General features: G+C 39.1%; 15 protein-coding genes. 1 reads left to right on the top strand and 14 read right to left on the bottom strand.

Annotation, left to right across the window (positions count from 1 at the left end):
* Positions 1-118: 118 nt before the first annotated feature.
* The 9 genes from HXV90_RS01490 to HXV90_RS01450 all read right to left on the bottom strand — a co-directional run bounded on the left by HXV90_RS01490 (position 119) and on the right by HXV90_RS01450 (position 12,092).
* The gene (locus HXV90_RS01490) at positions 119-559 is read right to left on the bottom strand and encodes a BrxA/BrxB family bacilliredoxin (RefSeq protein ID WP_004231203.1); all 441 of its coding nucleotides are present in this window, start codon (positions 557-559) and stop codon (positions 119-121) included.
* A 161-nt stretch (positions 560-720) separates the two neighbouring features.
* Positions 721-1,818: a methylmalonyl Co-A mutase-associated GTPase MeaB gene (meaB, locus tag HXV90_RS01485; RefSeq protein ID WP_048392309.1), complete on the bottom strand. Its 1,098-nt coding sequence runs from the start codon at positions 1,816-1,818 to the stop codon at positions 721-723.
* Complete coding sequence (scpA, locus tag HXV90_RS01480; RefSeq protein WP_004231201.1) at positions 1,818-3,971, bottom strand: methylmalonyl-CoA mutase; 2,154 nt, start codon at positions 3,969-3,971, stop codon at positions 1,818-1,820. The genes meaB and scpA overlap by 1 nt, the downstream gene beginning before the upstream one ends.
* A complete protein-coding gene (locus HXV90_RS01475) occupies positions 3,968-5,671 on the bottom strand; it encodes a methylmalonyl-CoA mutase family protein (protein ID WP_269898202.1) in 1,704 nt (567 codons plus the stop codon). The genes scpA and HXV90_RS01475 overlap by 4 nt, the downstream gene beginning before the upstream one ends.
* 121 nt (positions 5,672-5,792) lie before the next feature.
* A complete protein-coding gene (locus HXV90_RS01470) occupies positions 5,793-7,136 on the bottom strand; it encodes a dihydrolipoamide acetyltransferase family protein (protein ID WP_054549171.1) in 1,344 nt (447 codons plus the stop codon).
* Positions 7,137-7,306: 170 nt separating this feature from the next.
* The gene (locus HXV90_RS01465; RefSeq protein ID WP_016993882.1) at positions 7,307-8,290 is read right to left on the bottom strand and encodes an alpha-ketoacid dehydrogenase subunit beta; all 984 of its coding nucleotides are present in this window, start codon (positions 8,288-8,290) and stop codon (positions 7,307-7,309) included.
* Positions 8,290-9,306, bottom strand: a complete 1,017-nt coding sequence (locus tag HXV90_RS01460) for a thiamine pyrophosphate-dependent dehydrogenase E1 component subunit alpha (protein WP_048392305.1) — start codon at positions 9,304-9,306, stop codon at positions 8,290-8,292. The genes HXV90_RS01465 and HXV90_RS01460 overlap by 1 nt, the downstream gene beginning before the upstream one ends.
* 86 nt (positions 9,307-9,392) lie before the next feature.
* Positions 9,393-10,820 (bottom strand): dihydrolipoyl dehydrogenase, encoded by a 1,428-nt coding sequence (gene lpdA / locus HXV90_RS01455; RefSeq protein ID WP_054549169.1) that lies wholly within the window; start codon positions 10,818-10,820, stop codon positions 9,393-9,395.
* A 177-nt stretch (positions 10,821-10,997) separates the two neighbouring features.
* Positions 10,998-12,092, bottom strand: a complete 1,095-nt coding sequence (locus tag HXV90_RS01450) for a Leu/Phe/Val dehydrogenase (protein WP_269898201.1) — start codon at positions 12,090-12,092, stop codon at positions 10,998-11,000.
* A gap of 387 nt (positions 12,093-12,479) precedes the next feature.
* Here HXV90_RS01450 and HXV90_RS01445 point away from each other — a divergent pair, with 387 nt between their 5' ends.
* Positions 12,480-12,716, top strand: a complete 237-nt coding sequence (locus HXV90_RS01445) for a DUF2627 domain-containing protein (RefSeq protein ID WP_004231186.1) — start codon at positions 12,480-12,482, stop codon at positions 12,714-12,716.
* Between the two features lie 47 nt (positions 12,717-12,763).
* Here the strand turns inward: HXV90_RS01445 and HXV90_RS01440 are convergent, their stop codons facing one another.
* The 5 genes from HXV90_RS01440 to HXV90_RS01420 all read right to left on the bottom strand — a co-directional run bounded on the left by HXV90_RS01440 (position 12,764) and on the right by HXV90_RS01420 (position 17,939).
* Complete coding sequence (locus HXV90_RS01440) at positions 12,764-13,492, bottom strand: glycerophosphodiester phosphodiesterase (RefSeq protein WP_269898200.1); 729 nt, start codon at positions 13,490-13,492, stop codon at positions 12,764-12,766.
* Complete coding sequence (locus tag HXV90_RS01435; RefSeq protein ID WP_048392301.1) at positions 13,485-15,056, bottom strand: flagellar assembly protein A; 1,572 nt, start codon at positions 15,054-15,056, stop codon at positions 13,485-13,487. Before HXV90_RS01435 ends, HXV90_RS01440 begins: the two co-directional genes overlap by 8 nt.
* Before the next feature lie 278 nt (positions 15,057-15,334).
* Positions 15,335-15,514, bottom strand: coding sequence for a hypothetical protein (locus tag HXV90_RS01430; protein WP_269898199.1), 180 nt, complete (start codon positions 15,512-15,514; stop codon positions 15,335-15,337).
* Positions 15,515-15,816: 302 nt separating this feature from the next.
* A complete protein-coding gene (spo0A, locus tag HXV90_RS01425) occupies positions 15,817-16,608 on the bottom strand; it encodes a sporulation transcription factor Spo0A (protein ID WP_016993890.1) in 792 nt (263 codons plus the stop codon).
* Between the two features lie 416 nt (positions 16,609-17,024).
* The gene (locus HXV90_RS01420) at positions 17,025-17,939 is read right to left on the bottom strand and encodes a SpoIVB peptidase S55 domain-containing protein (protein ID WP_269898198.1); all 915 of its coding nucleotides are present in this window, start codon (positions 17,937-17,939) and stop codon (positions 17,025-17,027) included.
* Positions 17,940-17,948: the final 9 nt, after the last annotated feature.

Raw genomic sequence — 17,948 nt, 5'->3', positions numbered from 1 at the left:
ATTTTAATAATAATGAAACTATCTATACATGAGGATCAGTAGGAAGCCTACATAGATAGCATGATCTATGAGGCTTTTCTACTTGGTTGAAAATGATTTTTCTTATGCAAGAATAGACTTAAAGTTCGTCACAATATTCTTCAAAGTTTGCTTGTAAATTTGTCACAACTGACATTGGGTCATGCCCTTCAATTTCATAGCGTCCCACTTCTGCGACAACTTGTCCATCTTTTAATAGAACGAATGATGGTGATGAAGGTAGATGATCTTCTCCAAAATGGTAACGCGCTGCTGCAGTTGCCTCTTTATCTTGCCCTGCAAACACTGTTACTAAATGGTCTGGACGTTTATCATAATGAACGCATTGTGCTGCTGCTGGACGAGCGATACCACCCGCACAACCACACACTGAGTTCACCATTACTAATGTTGTACCTGGACGAGCAAACGCCTCTTCTACAGCTTCTGGTGTTGTTAATTGTTCATAACCAGCTGCCTCAATTTCAGCACGTGCTGTTTTTAAAATTTCCTGCATAAATAAATCGTAATCCATATTCATATAGCGATAGCTCCTTTCAAGTTCGCGCCAATTTAGTTATATTTCAGATAGTAGATTTTTGACGCTTATCCATCTCTTATCATAGCAGTTTGCAAGCAATTTGTGCACCTACTTGCTCAACACATTTCAGTTGAAATTACTACGATTTCAATAAGACTCGTTTACTTGTCTTCCTGCTCCTCGCTAAATAAACGATCCACACCTTGTGTAACTGTCAACTGTCCACTTAAAATTTGACGTTCAAGCTGTTGTACTTGTGCTTTACGTTGCGGGTTTCCATAAAAGAGATCTATTAAATGATCGGTAATCATCGATTGGAACCACTCTTTTGTTTGTTGCTGGCGTCGAGTAGCCCAATAGTGATTTGCTTCTACGATTTGCTTGAATTCCCCAATTGTTTCCCAAACCTTATCAAGTCCTCGATTTTCTAGTGAACTAACAGGCATGGCAGTTGACATCCAACCAGGTGTAGCAGGCTGTAAAAAGTGCAAAATTTGTTTGTACTCTGCAACCGTTTTTTTAGCTAGACGTACATTATCACCATCCGCCTTATGCACGACAATTGCATCTGCTAATTCCATAATGCCTTTTTTCATGCCCTGCAATTCATCCCCCGCTCCTGTTAAAACAAGAAGCAGGAAGAAGTCAACCATGCCACGGACATAGGTTTCACTTTGTCCAACACCCACTGTTTCAATTAAAATCACATCATAGCCTGCTGCCTCACAAACTAACATGGTTTCTCGTGTCTTTTTGTGAACACCCCCTAGGGTACCTGCCGATGGCGATGGACGCACAAATGCACTAGGCTTCTTAACGAGCTCTTCCATACGCGTTTTATCGCCAAGTATACTTCCTCCCGATAGAGAAGAACTTGGATCAATGGCAAGAACAGCAACTCGTTTCCCCATATCACAAAGCATAGTACCGAAAGCCTCTATGAATGAGCTTTTTCCTGCCCCAGGCACACCTGTTATGCCAATTCGGATACTATTGCCTGTATGTGGAAGAAGCTCCTGCAATAGTTCTTGTGCCTGTACTTTATGGGTAGCGTTTGAACTTTCAATGAGGGTAATGGCTTTTGATAAATGTGTGCGAGAGCCCGCACGTACTTGTTGTGCAAGCTCTCCTACATTTAGAGTGTCTGCCTTTTTCTTTCGGAACTTTTTGGGTGTACCATATTGCATCCCGTCGTGAGTCGCCTCTACTCCGTCCATGACAAATAGCGCACTTTCTTCCATTCCTTTATTTTTGTCCATTATTCAGACACTTCCTCATAGCCTAAACGTTTGTAGATTTCTTCAATAATTTTTTGTGCGGATACAGGAATCACTGTACCTGGTCCGAAAATGGCTACTGCACCAGCATTATAAAGGAAATCATAATCTTGTGCTGGTATAACACCACCCACAATAATGATAATATCTTCACGACCTAGTTTTTCAAGCTCAGCTATCAATTCAGGCACTAATGTTTTATGTCCTGCTGCTAGTGAAGACACACCAATAACATGAACATCATTTTCAACAGCCATTTGAGCAGCCTCAGCAGGCGTCATAAATAATGGAGAAATATCTACGTCAAAGCCTAAATCTGCATAACCAGTTGCGACAACCTTTGCACCACGATCATGTCCATCTTGTCCCATTTTAGCAACTAAAATACGCGGACGACGACCTTCATTTTCAAGGAATTCTTCTGTCATTTGTTTCACTTCCGCAATTTGCTCCTCATCAGAGAAGTTTGCAGAGTAAACACCAGAGATCGAACGAATGACCGCTTTATGACGACCAGAAACTGCTTCAATTGCATCAGATATTTCACCTAAAGAAGCACGAGCGCGCGCTGCATCCACTGCTACCGCTAGCAGGTTTTCTTCTCCATCTTGAGCAGCCTTTGTTAAGCGAGCTAAATGTTTTTGAACTTCCGCTTCATCACGAGCTGCCTTCATCGCTTCTAAACGTTCAATTTGTTTTTGACGAACAATGGTATTATCGATATCTAAAATATCAATTGGCTCTTCTTTTGCTAAGCGATACTTATTCACGCCAACAATCGTTTCTGTTTTAGAATCAATTTTCGCTTGACGTTTTGCTGCGGCTTCCTCAACCTTCATTTTTGGAAGTCCCGTTTCAATCGCTTTAGCCATACCACCAAGCGCTTCAATTTCTTCGATTAACGCCCAAGCAGATTTCGTAATTTCTTCTGTTAATTTCTCTACGTAGTACGAACCACCCCAAGGGTCAATGACTTTTGTCATCGCTGTTTCCTCTTGTAAAAATAACTGTGTATTACGCGCGATACGTGCTGAGAAATCTGTTGGAAGTGCAATCGCTTCATCTAATGCATTTGTATGAAGGGATTGCGTATGTCCCATCGAAGAGGCATTTGCTTCGATTAAAGTACGTGCAACATTGTTAAATGGATCTTGCTCAGTTAATGACCAGCCAGATGTTTGGGAGTGCGTACGTAATGCTAATGTCTTTGGATTTTTCGGGTTAAACGTAGACATCATTTGTGCCCAAATACGACGTGCTGCACGCATTTTAGCAACTTCCATGTAATAGTTCATACCAATTGCCCAGAAGAACGATAGGCGAGGTGCAAATGCATCAATATCAATGCCTGCTTTTAATCCTGTTCGTACATACTCCAAGCCATCTGCTAATGTATAGGCAAGCTCAATGTCATTTGTTGCGCCTGCTTCTTGAATATGGTAACCCGAAATTGAAATAGAGTTAAATTTTGGCATATACTTCGCTGTATATTCAAAAATATCTGCAATGATTTTCATTGACATAGCTGGTGGGTAAATATATGTATTACGCACCATGTATTCTTTTAAAATATCATTTTGAATGGTACCTGCTAATTGATCTGGCGTTACCCCTTGTTCTTCTGCTGCTACAATATAGAATGCAAGGACGGGTAATACGGCACCATTCATTGTCATTGAAACAGACATTTGGTCTAACGGGATTTGATCGAAAAGGATTTTCATATCCTCAACTGAGTCAATCGCAACCCCAGCTTTTCCTACGTCCCCTGTTACACGTGGATGATCAGAGTCATAGCCTCGGTGTGTTGCTAAATCAAACGCGACAGAAAGACCTTTTTGTCCCATGGCCAAATTTCGTTTGTAAAAGGCATTGGATTCTTCAGCAGTTGAGAAACCAGCGTATTGCCGAACCGTCCATGGACGTGCTACATACATAGTAGGGTATGGTCCACGTGTGTTGGGTGCAATCCCTGCCACATCATTTAGATGTTTAGCCTCTTTAATATCTTCTTTTGTGTAAATATCTTTAATTTCAATCCCCTCATTTGTCATGAACTTATCTTCAGACGCTTGAGGTGCTTCAGCTGTTAAAACCTTTTCTATTTCTACTGCATTAAAATTTGGCTTGCTCATCGTTGGACCTCCTTCATGCTCGCAAACACGGACTGTAATTTTTCAATGATGTTTTGTCCTGCGAAAATAAAGCCGTTTAAGCCATTTGCTAACCATGCTTCTTCTTCGTCTTTAAATTTGCCCGCTACATCTACAAGCACATTCGCTGGTTTTTCAGCTAAAATGGCCGATACAAATGCTTTTGTATCATCATCATTGCCTGCAATCACTACATACTTAGCCTCTGTCGCCTTCAGCCAAGCTACTGCCTCTTCTACAGTTGTCACTGGCTCACTTTTTTCTGGTACAAGACCAACTGTGTTTAAGAAGCCCGCTACAAAATCTGCGCGTGGTTTAGAGCTTTTTAATGATCCTAATGCTAAAATACCTGTTTTTACATCTGCTGCTGTCATGTCTGCACGTAAGTCCTCAAATGGAGCAGCGATACGCTTAATATCAGCAAATAATGGATTTGTATCCTGTTCAAGAATATCAGCTGGATTAGCATAAATATTCGTTCCAATTAATGATTGCTTACGTGTTTGGGCAGCTTTGATGCGTTTTTGATAGGATGCTTCCACTTCTTCTGCAAGCTTGCCAGAGGCTGTATATTCATCGATACCGCCAGCTGCCTGGATGTCTAAAAATAGTGCCCATGCTTCTTTCACAAAATCTGCTGTTAACGACTCGATAAAGTAAGAGCCCCCTGCTGGATCTTTTACTTTTAAGACATTTGTTTCTTCTCTTAAAATTAATGATACATTACGAGCGATACGAATGGATTGATCAGTAGGCTTTGTTAACACGTCATGTGGATGAACCGTAAAGAGATCAGCACCACCGATTAAACCAGAAAGCGCTTCATTTGAAGAGCGTAATAAATTTACATACACATCTAATTTAGAAAAGCTTCTTAATGATGTTTCAGCAACAGTAGGGATTTTGATATGATCTGTTACGCCATAAGCGGATGAGAACGCTTTCCAAAGTACTTTAAAAGCACGTAGCTTTGCAATCTCCGTAAAGAATTGTGTATCAATGGCAAATGATACAAAGAATTTCTTCGAGAACGCTTCAAAGCTTTCTTCTTGTTCTGCAAATTTGGCTGCTAATGCAAGTGCATAGGCTAATTCTTGTACAGCGTTAGCACCTTCATTATGATAAACCGTTGTGTCTGCACTGACTGAGCGCACGTTCGGAAATGCAGTCAAAGTGATAGGGTCTTTTGAAATAATGTAACCTTTAATGGCTTCTTGTTGATCTACTGGAATGTTGTCGAATACTGCTAATAATGGGTCTTTTGAATTTTCAATAGTAATTTTAAACGAATATTCTGAGAAATATGATGCTAATTTGACCAATACTTCTTCTGTCCAAGCAAAGCTCACTCGGCTATCAAACGAAATAACTTCATTGCCTCGAGCTAGGCTATCCTCAAGCTGTGCAAAAAAAGCTTCGCTTGAATCAGCGTGAATTTGTTGTGCCACCTGAAATACTTGATCATTTTGTAGGGAACGGATTGTGGCAACTTGTAAATCAAGCTCTTCTCCAAGCTTAGCTACTAAACTTTCTTGCGTGTAAAGCGGCTGTAGTGTAACACCTTCATTTGTTTTTGTGAATAGTGACTCAAATGGTTTCCCTTTTAAAGCTTTGATTGCTGCATCTTGCCAGTCTGAATAGGCTGGTATTTCAAATTCAATATTTTTCATGTTGTTTGACATGCGGACGCTTAATCAGCTTCCCCCCTTAGTAGTTTCTATTTGTTATTCTACATGACAAATTGCGACTCGAAAAGCATAAAAAAAATCGGAAACCCTTATACAGCAGGTTTCCGACAAGTCATCAGTAGACTGACGTTGAAGATTTATTTGTATTTTCGAGTATTTCTTTTACTCTATTTAGGAATTTACCACAGACAAGTCCATCAAGCACACGATGATCTAATGATAAACATAAATTCACAATATCACGTGCAGCAAACATTCCACCTGGTAAAACAACAGGTTTTTTTACAATACTTTCCACTTGTAGAATCGCTGCTTGTGGGTAATTGATGATGCCCATTGATTGAACAGAGCCAAATGCACCTGTATTATTCACTGTAAATGTACCACCAGTAATGTCATCCATTGCTAATTTTCCTGTACGAACTTTGATAGCCAGTTCATTGATTTCTTTCGCAATTCCTTTAATGGATTTTTCATCTGCGTGTTTTATAACAGGTACAAATAAGGCATCATCCGTTGCTACTGCAATCGAAATATTGATGTCATGTTTTTGAATGATTTTATCTTCCGCCCACATCGAATTCAGCATTGGGAATTCTTTTAAAGCTTGAGCAACCGCTTTTACAAAGAAGGCGAAATATGTAAGATTAAAGCCTTCTTTTTGCTTAAATTCATTCTTTAAGCTATCACGATAAGTCACTAAATCTGTTACATCCACTTCCATCATCATCCAAGCATGCGGCGCTTCATGTACACTTTTCACCATATTATTCGCAATGGCACGACGGATCTTCGTCACTGGAATTTCGATATCTCCTGGATGAATAGGTTGTACAGGTGCAGCTGCTTTTTCCACTTGTTGCTGTGATGCAGAAGCTGCTGTAGGTGCTGATGTCGTTTGAACGGTTGGAGCTGCTTGTGCTACATCATTTGCCGTTGGGATATTACCTGTTTCAATGAGCTTTAACAGGTCTTTTCGTGTAATACGACCACCCTCGCCAGTACCTGTTACAAGGTCTAAAGCTATATCATGCTCCTGTGCAAGTCGAAGAACAGCTGGTGAATAACGTACTTTACCCGTACGTGCCTCTTTTGGTGCAGATACTGGAGCTGCTACCTGCTGTGGTGCCTCCTGTTTCTTTTGAACACCTGCATTTAAAATAGCCGTACTTACCGTTGATTTTTTTTCAGGTGGCGGTGCTGGTAATTCACCTTCTCCCGCTATTTCAATCGAGCAAACGACTGCTCCAACTGGTAATGTCTGACCTTCTTGCGCAAGAAGCTCCGTGATAATCCCTTCAAATGATGACGGGATTTCAGCATTTACTTTATCTGTAACAACCTCTGCTAATGGATCATACTTTTTAACTGTATCTCCAGGCTTTACAAGCCATTTTTCAATTGTACCTTCTGTTACACTTTCGCCGAGCTGTGGCATTGTAATATTTTGAACCGACATCTTTTATTCCTCCCATCAATTAAGCCTAGGCGTCATTGTACCTGATGCAGCGCTAAAAACATTAAACGTAGACAGGCATTTAGACAGATTTTGACTTTCATATGTGCAAAGTCAAAATCTGTTGTTCCGTCTGAGGCTTTTATTTTTTCATTCAGCCTTGTTGTAATCTATTAGAACGCAGCAAGTTCTCGCATAGCACGTTCCACTTTATCAGGATTAATCATAAAATATTTCTCCATCGTTGGTGCATATGGCATGGCTGGCACATCAGGTCCCGCTAGACGTTGAATTGGTGCATCAAGCTCAAATAAACAATGTTCTGCAATAATTGCAGCAACCTCACTCATGATACTACCTTCTTTATTATCCTCTGTGACAAGCAATACTTTACCTGTCTTACTTGCAGCCTCAATAATCGCTTCTTTATCCAGAGGGTAAACTGTACGCAAGTCAAGGATATGAGCGGAAATACCATCCGCAGCTAGGCGTTCTGCCGCTTGTAAAGCAAAGTGGACTGCTAAACCATAGGTAATGACTGTCACGTCATCTCCTTCACGTTTTACATCTGCTTTACCAATTGGCAATGTGTAATCATCTAGTGGTACTTCCCCTTTAATTAAACGATAGGCACGTTTATGTTCGAAAAATAATACTGGATCTTCATCACGAATAGCAGCTTTCAATAAGCCTTTTGCATCATACGGTGTTGATGGAATGACAATTTTCAAACCAGGTGTACCAGCAAAAAGTGCTTCAACGGATTGTGAATGATAAAGTGCCCCGTGAATACCTCCGCCAAAAGGTGCGCGGATGACCATTGGACAAGTCCAGTCATTATTAGAACGGTAACGAATTTTGGCTGCCTCTGAGACGATTTGATTGACAGCTGGCATAATAAAATCAGCAAATTGCATTTCAGCAATCGGACGCATACCGTACATCGCAGCACCGATACCCACACCAGCTATTGCACTTTCTGCAAGCGGTGTATCAAGCACGCGGTATTCACCAAATTGATCGTATAGCCCAGTAGTGGCTTTGAATACACCACCTTTACGACCAACGTCCTCTCCTAAAATGAAAACTCGTTCGTCACGTTCCATCTCTTCTTTCATTGCTAATGTAATCGCATCAATATAAGACATTACTGCCATTACATGTCACCTCCGTCCACTGGTGCATAAACATATTTAAGTGCATGCTCTGGTTGTGCATATGGAGCCGCTTCAGCATAATCAGTTGCTTCATTTACTTCTGCCATAACACGCTCTTCGATTTCAGTACGTATCGCGTCAGTCATCACGCCAGTATCCATTAAATACTTTTCAAATAATACAATTGGATCCTTTGCTTTGCCTTCTGCAATATCTTCAGCCGTACGGTATTGACGGTCATCATCATCTGAAGAATGGGCTGTTAAACGATAAGTGACTGTTTCGATTAAGCTTGGACCTTCCCCATTACGTGCACGATCTGCAGCCTCTTTCACCACTTTATACACTTGTAACGGATTTTTCCCATCCACGGTCACTCCTGGCATTCCATAGCCAATCCCACGATCAGATACTTTTGCACAGCCTAGTTGACGCTCTACTGGCACAGAAATCGCATATTGATTGTTTTCTACCATAATAATGACTGGTAGCTTATGCACACCTGCAAAGTTCGCTCCTTCATGGAAGTCTCCTTGGTTGGATGAACCTTCACCAAGCGTAACGAAAGAAACAAAATCTTCATTTTGTAGACGTCCTGCAAGTGCAACGCCCACTGCGTGTGGAACTTGAGTCGTAACAGGAGATGAACCTGTTAAAATACGATTTTTCTTTTGACCAAAGTGGCCTGGCATTTGACGGCCACCAGAGTTTGGATCTTCTGCTTTAGCAAACGCAGATAGCATCAGTTCTCTTGGTGTCATACCAAAATGTAAAACAACACCCATATCACGATAATAAGGTGCAATATAATCCTTACTTTTATCCAGTGCAAAGGCTGCTCCAACCTGTGCCGCCTCTTGACCTTGACAGGAAATCACAAACGGAATTTTACCAGAACGGTTTAACAACCACATACGCTCATCTAGTCTTCTGGCCATTAACATTGTTTCGAACATAGCAAGTACATCTTCATTTGACAAACCTAAATCTTCATGTTTGATTTGAACATCTTGCATACGAACACCCCTTTCGTATTATAGAGAAATAACTATCTTATCCTATATCCCCACATTTGGATATGTTAGTTATGAAATTCAGAAAATTAAAAATGGATAGCGCGATCATCCACTGCTAGAGCAGATTCCACTAACACCTCATTTAAGGATGGATGTGGATGAATTGCTTGACTAATTTCCCATGGTGTTGCATCTAACACTTTTGCTAAGGATGCTTCACCAATTAAATCTGTTACATGAGGCCCTACCATATGAATACCCAAAATATCATCTGTTTCTTCATCAGCGATAATTTTGACAAAGCCTTCTGTCTCTCCATTTACTAATGCTTTACCAATGGCCTTAAACGGGAATTTACCAATCTTTAATGAAAATCCTTGTTCTTTAGCAGCACTTTCTGTTAATCCAATGCTAGCAACTTCTGGATAGGAATAAACACATTTCGGTACTTTTAGTGCATCCAATGTCTCGGTTTTCCCTGTTGCTATATGCTCAATAGCTGAAAGCCCTTCATGAGAAGCAACATGCGCTAATTGTAAGCCACCAATCACATCTCCTATGGCATACATATGAGACTCTTTCGTTTGATAGGAACCATTCACTTTAATAAAGCCATTTTCCACTTCAATCTCTGTATTTTCTAGACCAATACCTTGCGTATTCGCCTCACGTCCTACACAAAGTAATAGTTTATCAGCCTCAAAAACTTCTTCTTTTTCATTCACTTGCGCAGAAATGAAAACGTTATCATTTTCAATTTTGAATGTATTTGTATCTAAGCGAGCATTCGTAACAATACGAACGCCTCGTTTCTCAAGTTGTTTCGTCACTTCTTTAACGATGTCCGCATCTTCAGCTGGTAAAATGGATGGACCATATTCTACTACTGTTACATATACACCAAAATCGCATAGCATAGATGCCCACTCAATTCCAATAACACCACCACCAACGATTAGTAGTGACTTTGGTAAACTTTCTAACTGTAATGCGTGGTCTGAATTCAGCACATATTGCCCATCTATCGTTAACCCTGCCATACCACGAGGCTTTGAGCCCGTTGCAATGACAACATTCGTAGGCACAAGCATTTCATTTTCATCGCCATTGGACATTTCTACAGATATTGTACCAGGCATAGGTGAGAAAATAGATGGACCCAAAATTCGCCCTGTACCATGATAAACATCTATTTTGCCTTTTTTCATCAGTGTATTCACACCTTGGCTTAATTGCTCAACGATTGCTTGTTTCCTAGCTTGAACTTTGTCAAATTGTAATGTTACACCTTCAATATCGACACCATATTCGCTAGCTGTTTTATTAGCCATACGATATACTTCGGCACTTCGGAGTAACGCTTTACTTGGAATACAGCCTTTATGCAAGCATGTACCTCCTAAACGCTCACGCTCTACAATGGCTGTTTTTAAGCCTAGCTGAGCAGCTCGGATGGCTGCAACATATCCACCTGTACCTCCACCTAAAATGACAACATCATAATTTTGAGCCATGTTTATTCCCCCTATTGAGAAAAGTGCTAAAGGATTCTATTAAACAATAACCAAGTGATTTTTTTAACAGTCAGTGCTTTAGAAAAACTTTAGCTTTACTTCATTAAAGCCCTAATTTCTTGTTGAAAATAGAAGAAGTCGACAATGCGACTTCTCTTCATGTATCAACTGTCTAAATTAGCGACCGTGTAAAATATTTTTTTCATTTTTTAAAAATTGGCTGCGCGATTTTGCTACGCGAGCGATACGTTCCTCAGCTAAGCGGTTCGCTGCCACATATGTTGGAATGCCATCTCGTTTTGAAATAGCAAAGATTTTTTCAATACTCTCATAGATGCCATCAACGCGTTTCATTGCACGTTCACGATTATAGCCATATAATTCATCCGCAACGTTAATAACGCCACCAGCATTGATTACATAATCTGGTGCATAGACGATACCTAATTCATGTAGGTAGTCTCCATGACGTGAATCTTTTAATTGGTTATTTGCAGATCCAGCAATCACTTTCGCTTTTAATTGCGGAATTGTTTCATCATTTAAAATTGCCCCTAATGCACAAGGTGAGAAGATATCTACTTCTTGCGCATAGATTTCATCTGGTGCCACTGCTATCGCGTCGAAGTCATTAACAACTCGATCAATAGCTGCCTGATTGATATCTGTTACAACAAGTTTTGCCCCTTCATTATGTAAATACTCGCAAAGCTTGTAGGCTACATTTCCTAGACCCTGTACAGAAACTTTTAATCCTTCTAGTGAGTCTGAACCGAATGCTTCTTTTGCAGCTGCCTTCATACCACGGTAAACACCATATGCTGTTACTGGAGATGGGTTACCTGAAGAACCGAATGCAGGAGAAATTCCTGTTACATAATTTGTTTCTTCATGGATTAAATCCATATCTGATACCGTTGTACCTACATCTTCAGCTGTAATATAGCGGCCATTTAATCCTTGAATGAAACGACCTAACGCACGGAACATCTCTTCGTTTTTATCTTTAAATGGGTCACCAATAATGACCGTTTTTCCACCGCCAAGGTTTAAACCAGCTGCAGCATTTTTGTAAGTCATTCCTCGTGCTAAACGTAATGCATCTTCAATTGCATTTTCTTCCGACGCATACGTCCACATACGTGCTCCACCTAGTGCTGGTCCAAGTGTTGTATCATGGATAGCGATAACCGCTTTTAACCCTGATGCTTCATCTTGGCAAAATACCAATTGTTCGTAATCATACTTTTCCATATACTTGAAGATTTCCATGAAACTCGCCCCTTTGCTTTGGAAAGTGCATCCCCAAATGCCCATCCAATCAAGTTTTATCTAACAATCTAATCTTCATAGCGTCCTCACTCAGCAAATTCTGAGCTCCTATTCGGTAGTAGGTGTTTAGACCCTAATACTTAAAGAAGAAATTGTTTAGTAATGGATAATATTGCTCCACTTATTTTTACAATACTGACAAATTCACAATTTCGCAACTATTATTACATATTCTTATTTAAGTAAGAATTTTCTAAACATTCAGTTACAATCGCTACTTTCTGTCCTGTCACGTTTTTAGCTAAAAATATTATATTGGTTTATACCCTTCCTTGACATTCCCCCATCCACAGGTAAAATTAATCATAGGAATAAGGAGGGGTATACATGGCCCGTTTAGCTGCATTTATTGTAATGCTTATTCCAGGTCTTATGGCTGCAGGTGGCATTAAATTTATGCGTGATACATTATTTGGTAAGCTCATTTCACCATTCCCATTTTTATGGTTGCAATTTGTAGTTGGTGTCATTTTCTTCGTCATAGGCTTTGGGTTTTTCGCTGGATTTTTACTGCATCGCGATCGAAAAAACGGAAAAGTAGCACCACGCTTCCAAAAAAAATAAAAAAAGCTATCCAAATAAGTCATGCAAGACTTACTGGATAGCTCTTTTTATACCCGCTGCTGAGATGTGATAACTTTATCAGGATAATCCGTAATCCAACCAATAACAGAAGGGTGCGGATTAGTTAAAAATGGTTCCGTGCCATCAATAGCATAAAAACGACATGCTTTTTCACTTGTAACACAGGCCTCCAAATAGCTTGGTTTGTAGTACCTTTTATGCATATGCACACTATCAGCCGCTTTATAATCAGCTAGAAGATCCCATTTTATTTTTTTCGTAGCAATAAGGGCCGTTTCAAATTCAGGTCTATGCTTTTTTACGATCTCTAAAAGCTCATAGTGAAAGGATGAAAAATGACTACCTTTTGGCAGAGCCAAGCCTCCAAGAAAATGAATTAGCCCACTCTTATTGTCCAATATCGTTGATTTTAATTCAATATTCAACGGCATCTGCTGTATATTTGCCCATGCTAAAACTGCCTCAAACGCTGGCATTTTATAGGACGAAAATAGACGTCTCCAAGGCTTGCCAAGTTTAAAGCGCAGAAGCTCCTCCATCGTACAATCACTCACCAATTTATTGGTGCCTACTAACCTCGATAATTGTGGATCATGATACACTACAGGTAATCCATCTTTTGAGAATTGAATATCTAGTTCAATCCCATCAGCACCTAGCTCTAATGCCTTTTCAAAAGCTTGAAAGGTATTCTCTAATGCATAAGCAGAAGCACCTCGATGTGCAAAAACAGGGATAAAAGCTGCCTTAGACATTTAACTCACCAAATTCTAGTAGGAATTTACCATTCGTCATTTTGCTTAATAAAGATGATTTTCTACCAATTTGAATATAAGTTCCAGGGTGCGCCTCTTTTGTCACAATAATCTCTTCTTTCCCTACATGACGCATTTCATCCATTAATAGTTTTATTTCACGATCTAATGTAATCGCTTCAGCCTTTAATTTAGTTAAGGCTTGTTTTGTTACCTCAAATGACGCTGATTGTTCTTTGGACATTTGATTGAGAAAAGGTAATAAATTTTTCATGCTATTCTCGTGTGCTGAAATCTCTGTTTGCAATTGTTTTAGCTGTGCTGCTTTTTCCTGCATCACGGTGTTATTTTCCTGCTTATTAATACTTTCTATTATTAAATCTGTTCGACGCTCTAATCGGTTTCCTGAAATGGCCGTAACAATCGTATTTTTAGCTACTGCACGTCCCCCAATAATTTTACCTTTTCGTTCATCCACATATATTGAATGAGCAGAAAGTTGTGAACCTAGTGCGTAAAAACCAATATGAATACTATTAGCTGCAAATAAATTTGCTTCATTTACATGTTTTACAAATATATTACCACCTGCTTCTACCACTGTTGAACCAAGCCCAAAGATGCCCCCACGAATATATACATCACCCTCAATGGATTTAATAAGCTTGGCACCGCTTACACCCTCAGCCCCTTCAATGGAAATATCGCCAGTCGCAATAACTGTATAGCCATTTGTTACTGTACCTTTAATACTAAGTGAACCATTAAATTCAAGGTTACCTGTTTCTACTCCTACATCACCATTTATAGGAAGGTGCCTGTTTACACCAATCATGCCTTTGACATCATCTAAAACGCCAGCAATTTTCGAGCGAATGACGATTTTTCCGTCTTCTTCCACTTCATAGGCAGATTTTGTATCATATTTGATAGGATAATCTCGTCCAGGTACAGCAGCAACTTCTTGACCTAGCACATTTTTCCCTGGTTTACCTAATGTAGCAGGAATCTTTTCACCTAGCCAAGAGCCTTCTGAAATTTCTGAAATAAAATTCATATCATAGTAATCCGCTTTACCGTCTTCACGAATGACTGGCTTTCTCTCGGGTTTAGGTAAGTATGTAATTTGTGCATCTATTCCTGCTATAGGTTGCTCACCTTGAGCAATTAAGAATGCTTTTCCTGGTTCAGCCTTCAATATATCAAAATCTAATATGCCATGTATAATTCCATTTTCATTGAGTGTTTCTCGAATTTGTTGTGTTAATTTTTCTTTATTATTTTGAATATAATCATGCGTTTCATATATAAAAACAGAGGCTGACATCTTATCACGTGCCACTTCTGCTTCAATGTTCGGAAGCCAGCGTCCAATTTCAACAGGATTGGTATTCTGGGTTGATAACACATTTTTTAAAATTGAAAAATTAGATAATTTCAGTCGTGGATGACTACGTAGGATGCTATCAAATTCTTTTAATGGGAAACCTGCGCTAAAAGTAAGCATAAATACCTTGCCATTTTCCTCAGAAATTTCGAAGTTTTCATTTCGAACTAGAATCAAGCTACCTCCTCCTTCCCTCTATATGTAAGTATATACAATCCACTTACATTTGTTTAGAGACCATTGTCACTACCGAGAAAGAAAATAGTACCACTTAATCATTAAAATATAAGACAATATTTTATTTACCCTAAAAGATTATAGATATTTAGTACTAATAAATTGTTTGTTTTTGAGTTTTTTTATTAAAATTACCGATAAATTCAAAGTAATTCCATCAGCTATTTTGAATATATCATCTTCCAAGTACAGGTATCAAAGGGGTGCTTCCCACTAAACTATAGGTCTAAATAGGTCTTTTTACCTAACAGTGTATTGATATTCCTTTCAATTCGGAAAGTAGAACCTAGTTGTATCAATTGCTGTCGATTCATATATTGCATACTTATTTTACCATCGAAAGCTAAACGCACCTCAAATAGCTCTTCTGTTATCTGTGTGATTTCGAGCGAATTCATTCCCTCTAATTGAAAATTTATACTTTTTATTGTAATCACCTACTATAAGTTTGTAGAAAGGTCTCAAATGATTTTACTCTTCATCTTTAGAATATGACGTTAAATCCACTATACATGTATATATCGTGTTTTTTAGCTGATTTAACGTTCTTTTAACGATTTCAATATTAAAGGTCAGCCACAGAAATTTCCACAGTATTTGTTCAAGTAACAAAAAAAGCGCCCCTTTAAACTATAGATTTAAAAAGGCGCTATACTATGCGAAGTATAATTGCTGTATATGTTAATGATATATATCGGTACTAGCTAGCCATCATATCAATACGAATTTTGTCTGCGATCATGGCGATGAATTCGCTATTTGTTGGTTTGGATTTCAAGTGATGGACTGTATAGCCAAACATTGACGAAATGGATTCATAATTGCCACGATTCCAGGCTACCTCTATGGCGTGACGAATCGCACGTTCCACGCGGGATGGTGTCGTATTAAATTTTTTAGCGATTTCTGGATATAAAATTTTTGTCACAGATCCTAATAATTCAATATCCTCAAAGACCATTTGAATGGCTTCACGCAAATAGGAGTAGCCCTTAATATGTGCAGGTACACCGATTTCTTTGATGATGGCTGTAATCGTACTGTCTAATTGATGCTGATTTAATTTTTGAGGTACTGTTGGTTGTAATACGCTTGTCTTTTTCGGAAGTGTCGCCTTCTGTCCAGCACAATGTAAAATCTTTTGTACCAATTGGTCGAATTCAAAGGGCTTTAGCATGAAATAAGAAGCTCCTAAATCCACCGCCTGTTTCATGACATCCTCTTGGCCAAAAGCCGTTAGCATAATGACTTGAATTGATGACATTTTCTCATTTTGATACATGGACTCTAATACAGCTAAACCGTCAAGATGAGGCATTATTATATCTAGAAGTAAAATATCTGGTGTAAATTCCTCAAGCATTTGTAGACATACTTTTCCATTTGAAGCAGTTGCAATAATTTCTATTTCGGCATGTCCTTGAAAATACTGCTCCATTGTTTTTAATAACTCACGATTATCATCTGCAATCGCTACTTTTACCTTTGTCATTTCAATTCCTCCTTCTGGACTTGCTTTGAACACCTCAAAGCGATAACCTAAACCCCTAAATGCCGTTTTTGGCACACTGTGGAATTTTCGACATTTTTGTTTTAAAAACCTTTTCTATTTCCAAAAATGAGTATGTAGTCCGATACTTTCTTTTAATATCGACAAGTTACGCTAAATGACGCGACTTGTCGAATGCTCTTATAACTTATTTTAGATAAATTTAGTAGATAAAACTACAGTTTTTTTAAATATCATGCCTTCTTCAGGAAATTATCGGAAATACATGTTGGATTCGATGAAATAAGGGTAAAAAATCCGTGTAGTTTCCCGCGGCTTTTGTCCTGCCTGGGGAAAATTAAACGGATTTTTACCTTTCATACCTTTTTATGAAGACCTTCTTAACATTTCCGCTACTGTTAGCGCTGCACCTTTTTCGGCTCCTCCACAAACATATGTGTCACAGCACCGACAAAACGACCGTCTTGGATAATAGGACTGCCACTCATTCCCTGCAAAATGCCACCTGTTTTTTCAATGAGCTTCTCGTCAGATACTATAAATTCAAGGCGTTCATTTTCCACTTTGGTAATTTCTATTGAAAAGGTTTCCACCTTACTGCCTTCAATGGCTGTATAGATTTCAGCTTTCCCCGTTTTTATATCTTTTTCATGCATAATTTCTATCGCTTTGGGTAATCTTTGTTGATAACCGTCTTCCCAGCGGCCAAAAATACCATAAATAGTATTTTTATCTATACTACCTAGACGTTCTTGATGCTTTTCAATGGAGGAAATTTTATAGCCAGGTTGGCCTGGTGTGCTTTTTCGGATTTGCTGAATAGAAGCTAAAAAAATGGAGCCAGCTCTAAAAACAGGGGCTTCTTGTAGGGTTGAATCGACAATTTGATGACCTAGTGCACCGTAATTTTTTGTCTCTGGATCAATATAAGTCAGTGTTCCTACTCCATCTGTTTCATCTTTTAAAAAGGAAATGACATGCTCTGCTTCTTGGTTTTGTAATTCCAATGTAATTTGTTGGCCTTCACTATTGATCGTCCATGTCTGTTGGCCATCTTTTGCCACAGCCTGCTTGGCATCAGCAAGAGATTTTACTGGTATATCGTTTATTTTTTCAATAACAGCGCCTCCTTTCATCCACTGATTGGAAGCTAACAGTACATCGTGTGCGACAAATACATGGGACAATTGAAGTTGAATTCCAATTGCTTCGCCCATTGGTATAAGCTTTTTGGCGGCTAAAGCTTGTATAGGCAACACTAATAAAAAGATGAGCATAGGCAAAATGACTAATTGACGCCAATGACGATTCATACGACACCT

This window comes from Lysinibacillus sp. JK80 (genome assembly GCF_027557635.1).
GTDB classification, from domain to species: domain Bacteria; phylum Bacillota; class Bacilli; order Bacillales_A; family Planococcaceae; genus Lysinibacillus; species Lysinibacillus capsici.
Note: the sequence above shows the minus strand (reverse complement) of the source record. Positions and strands in the feature narration are given on the sequence as shown.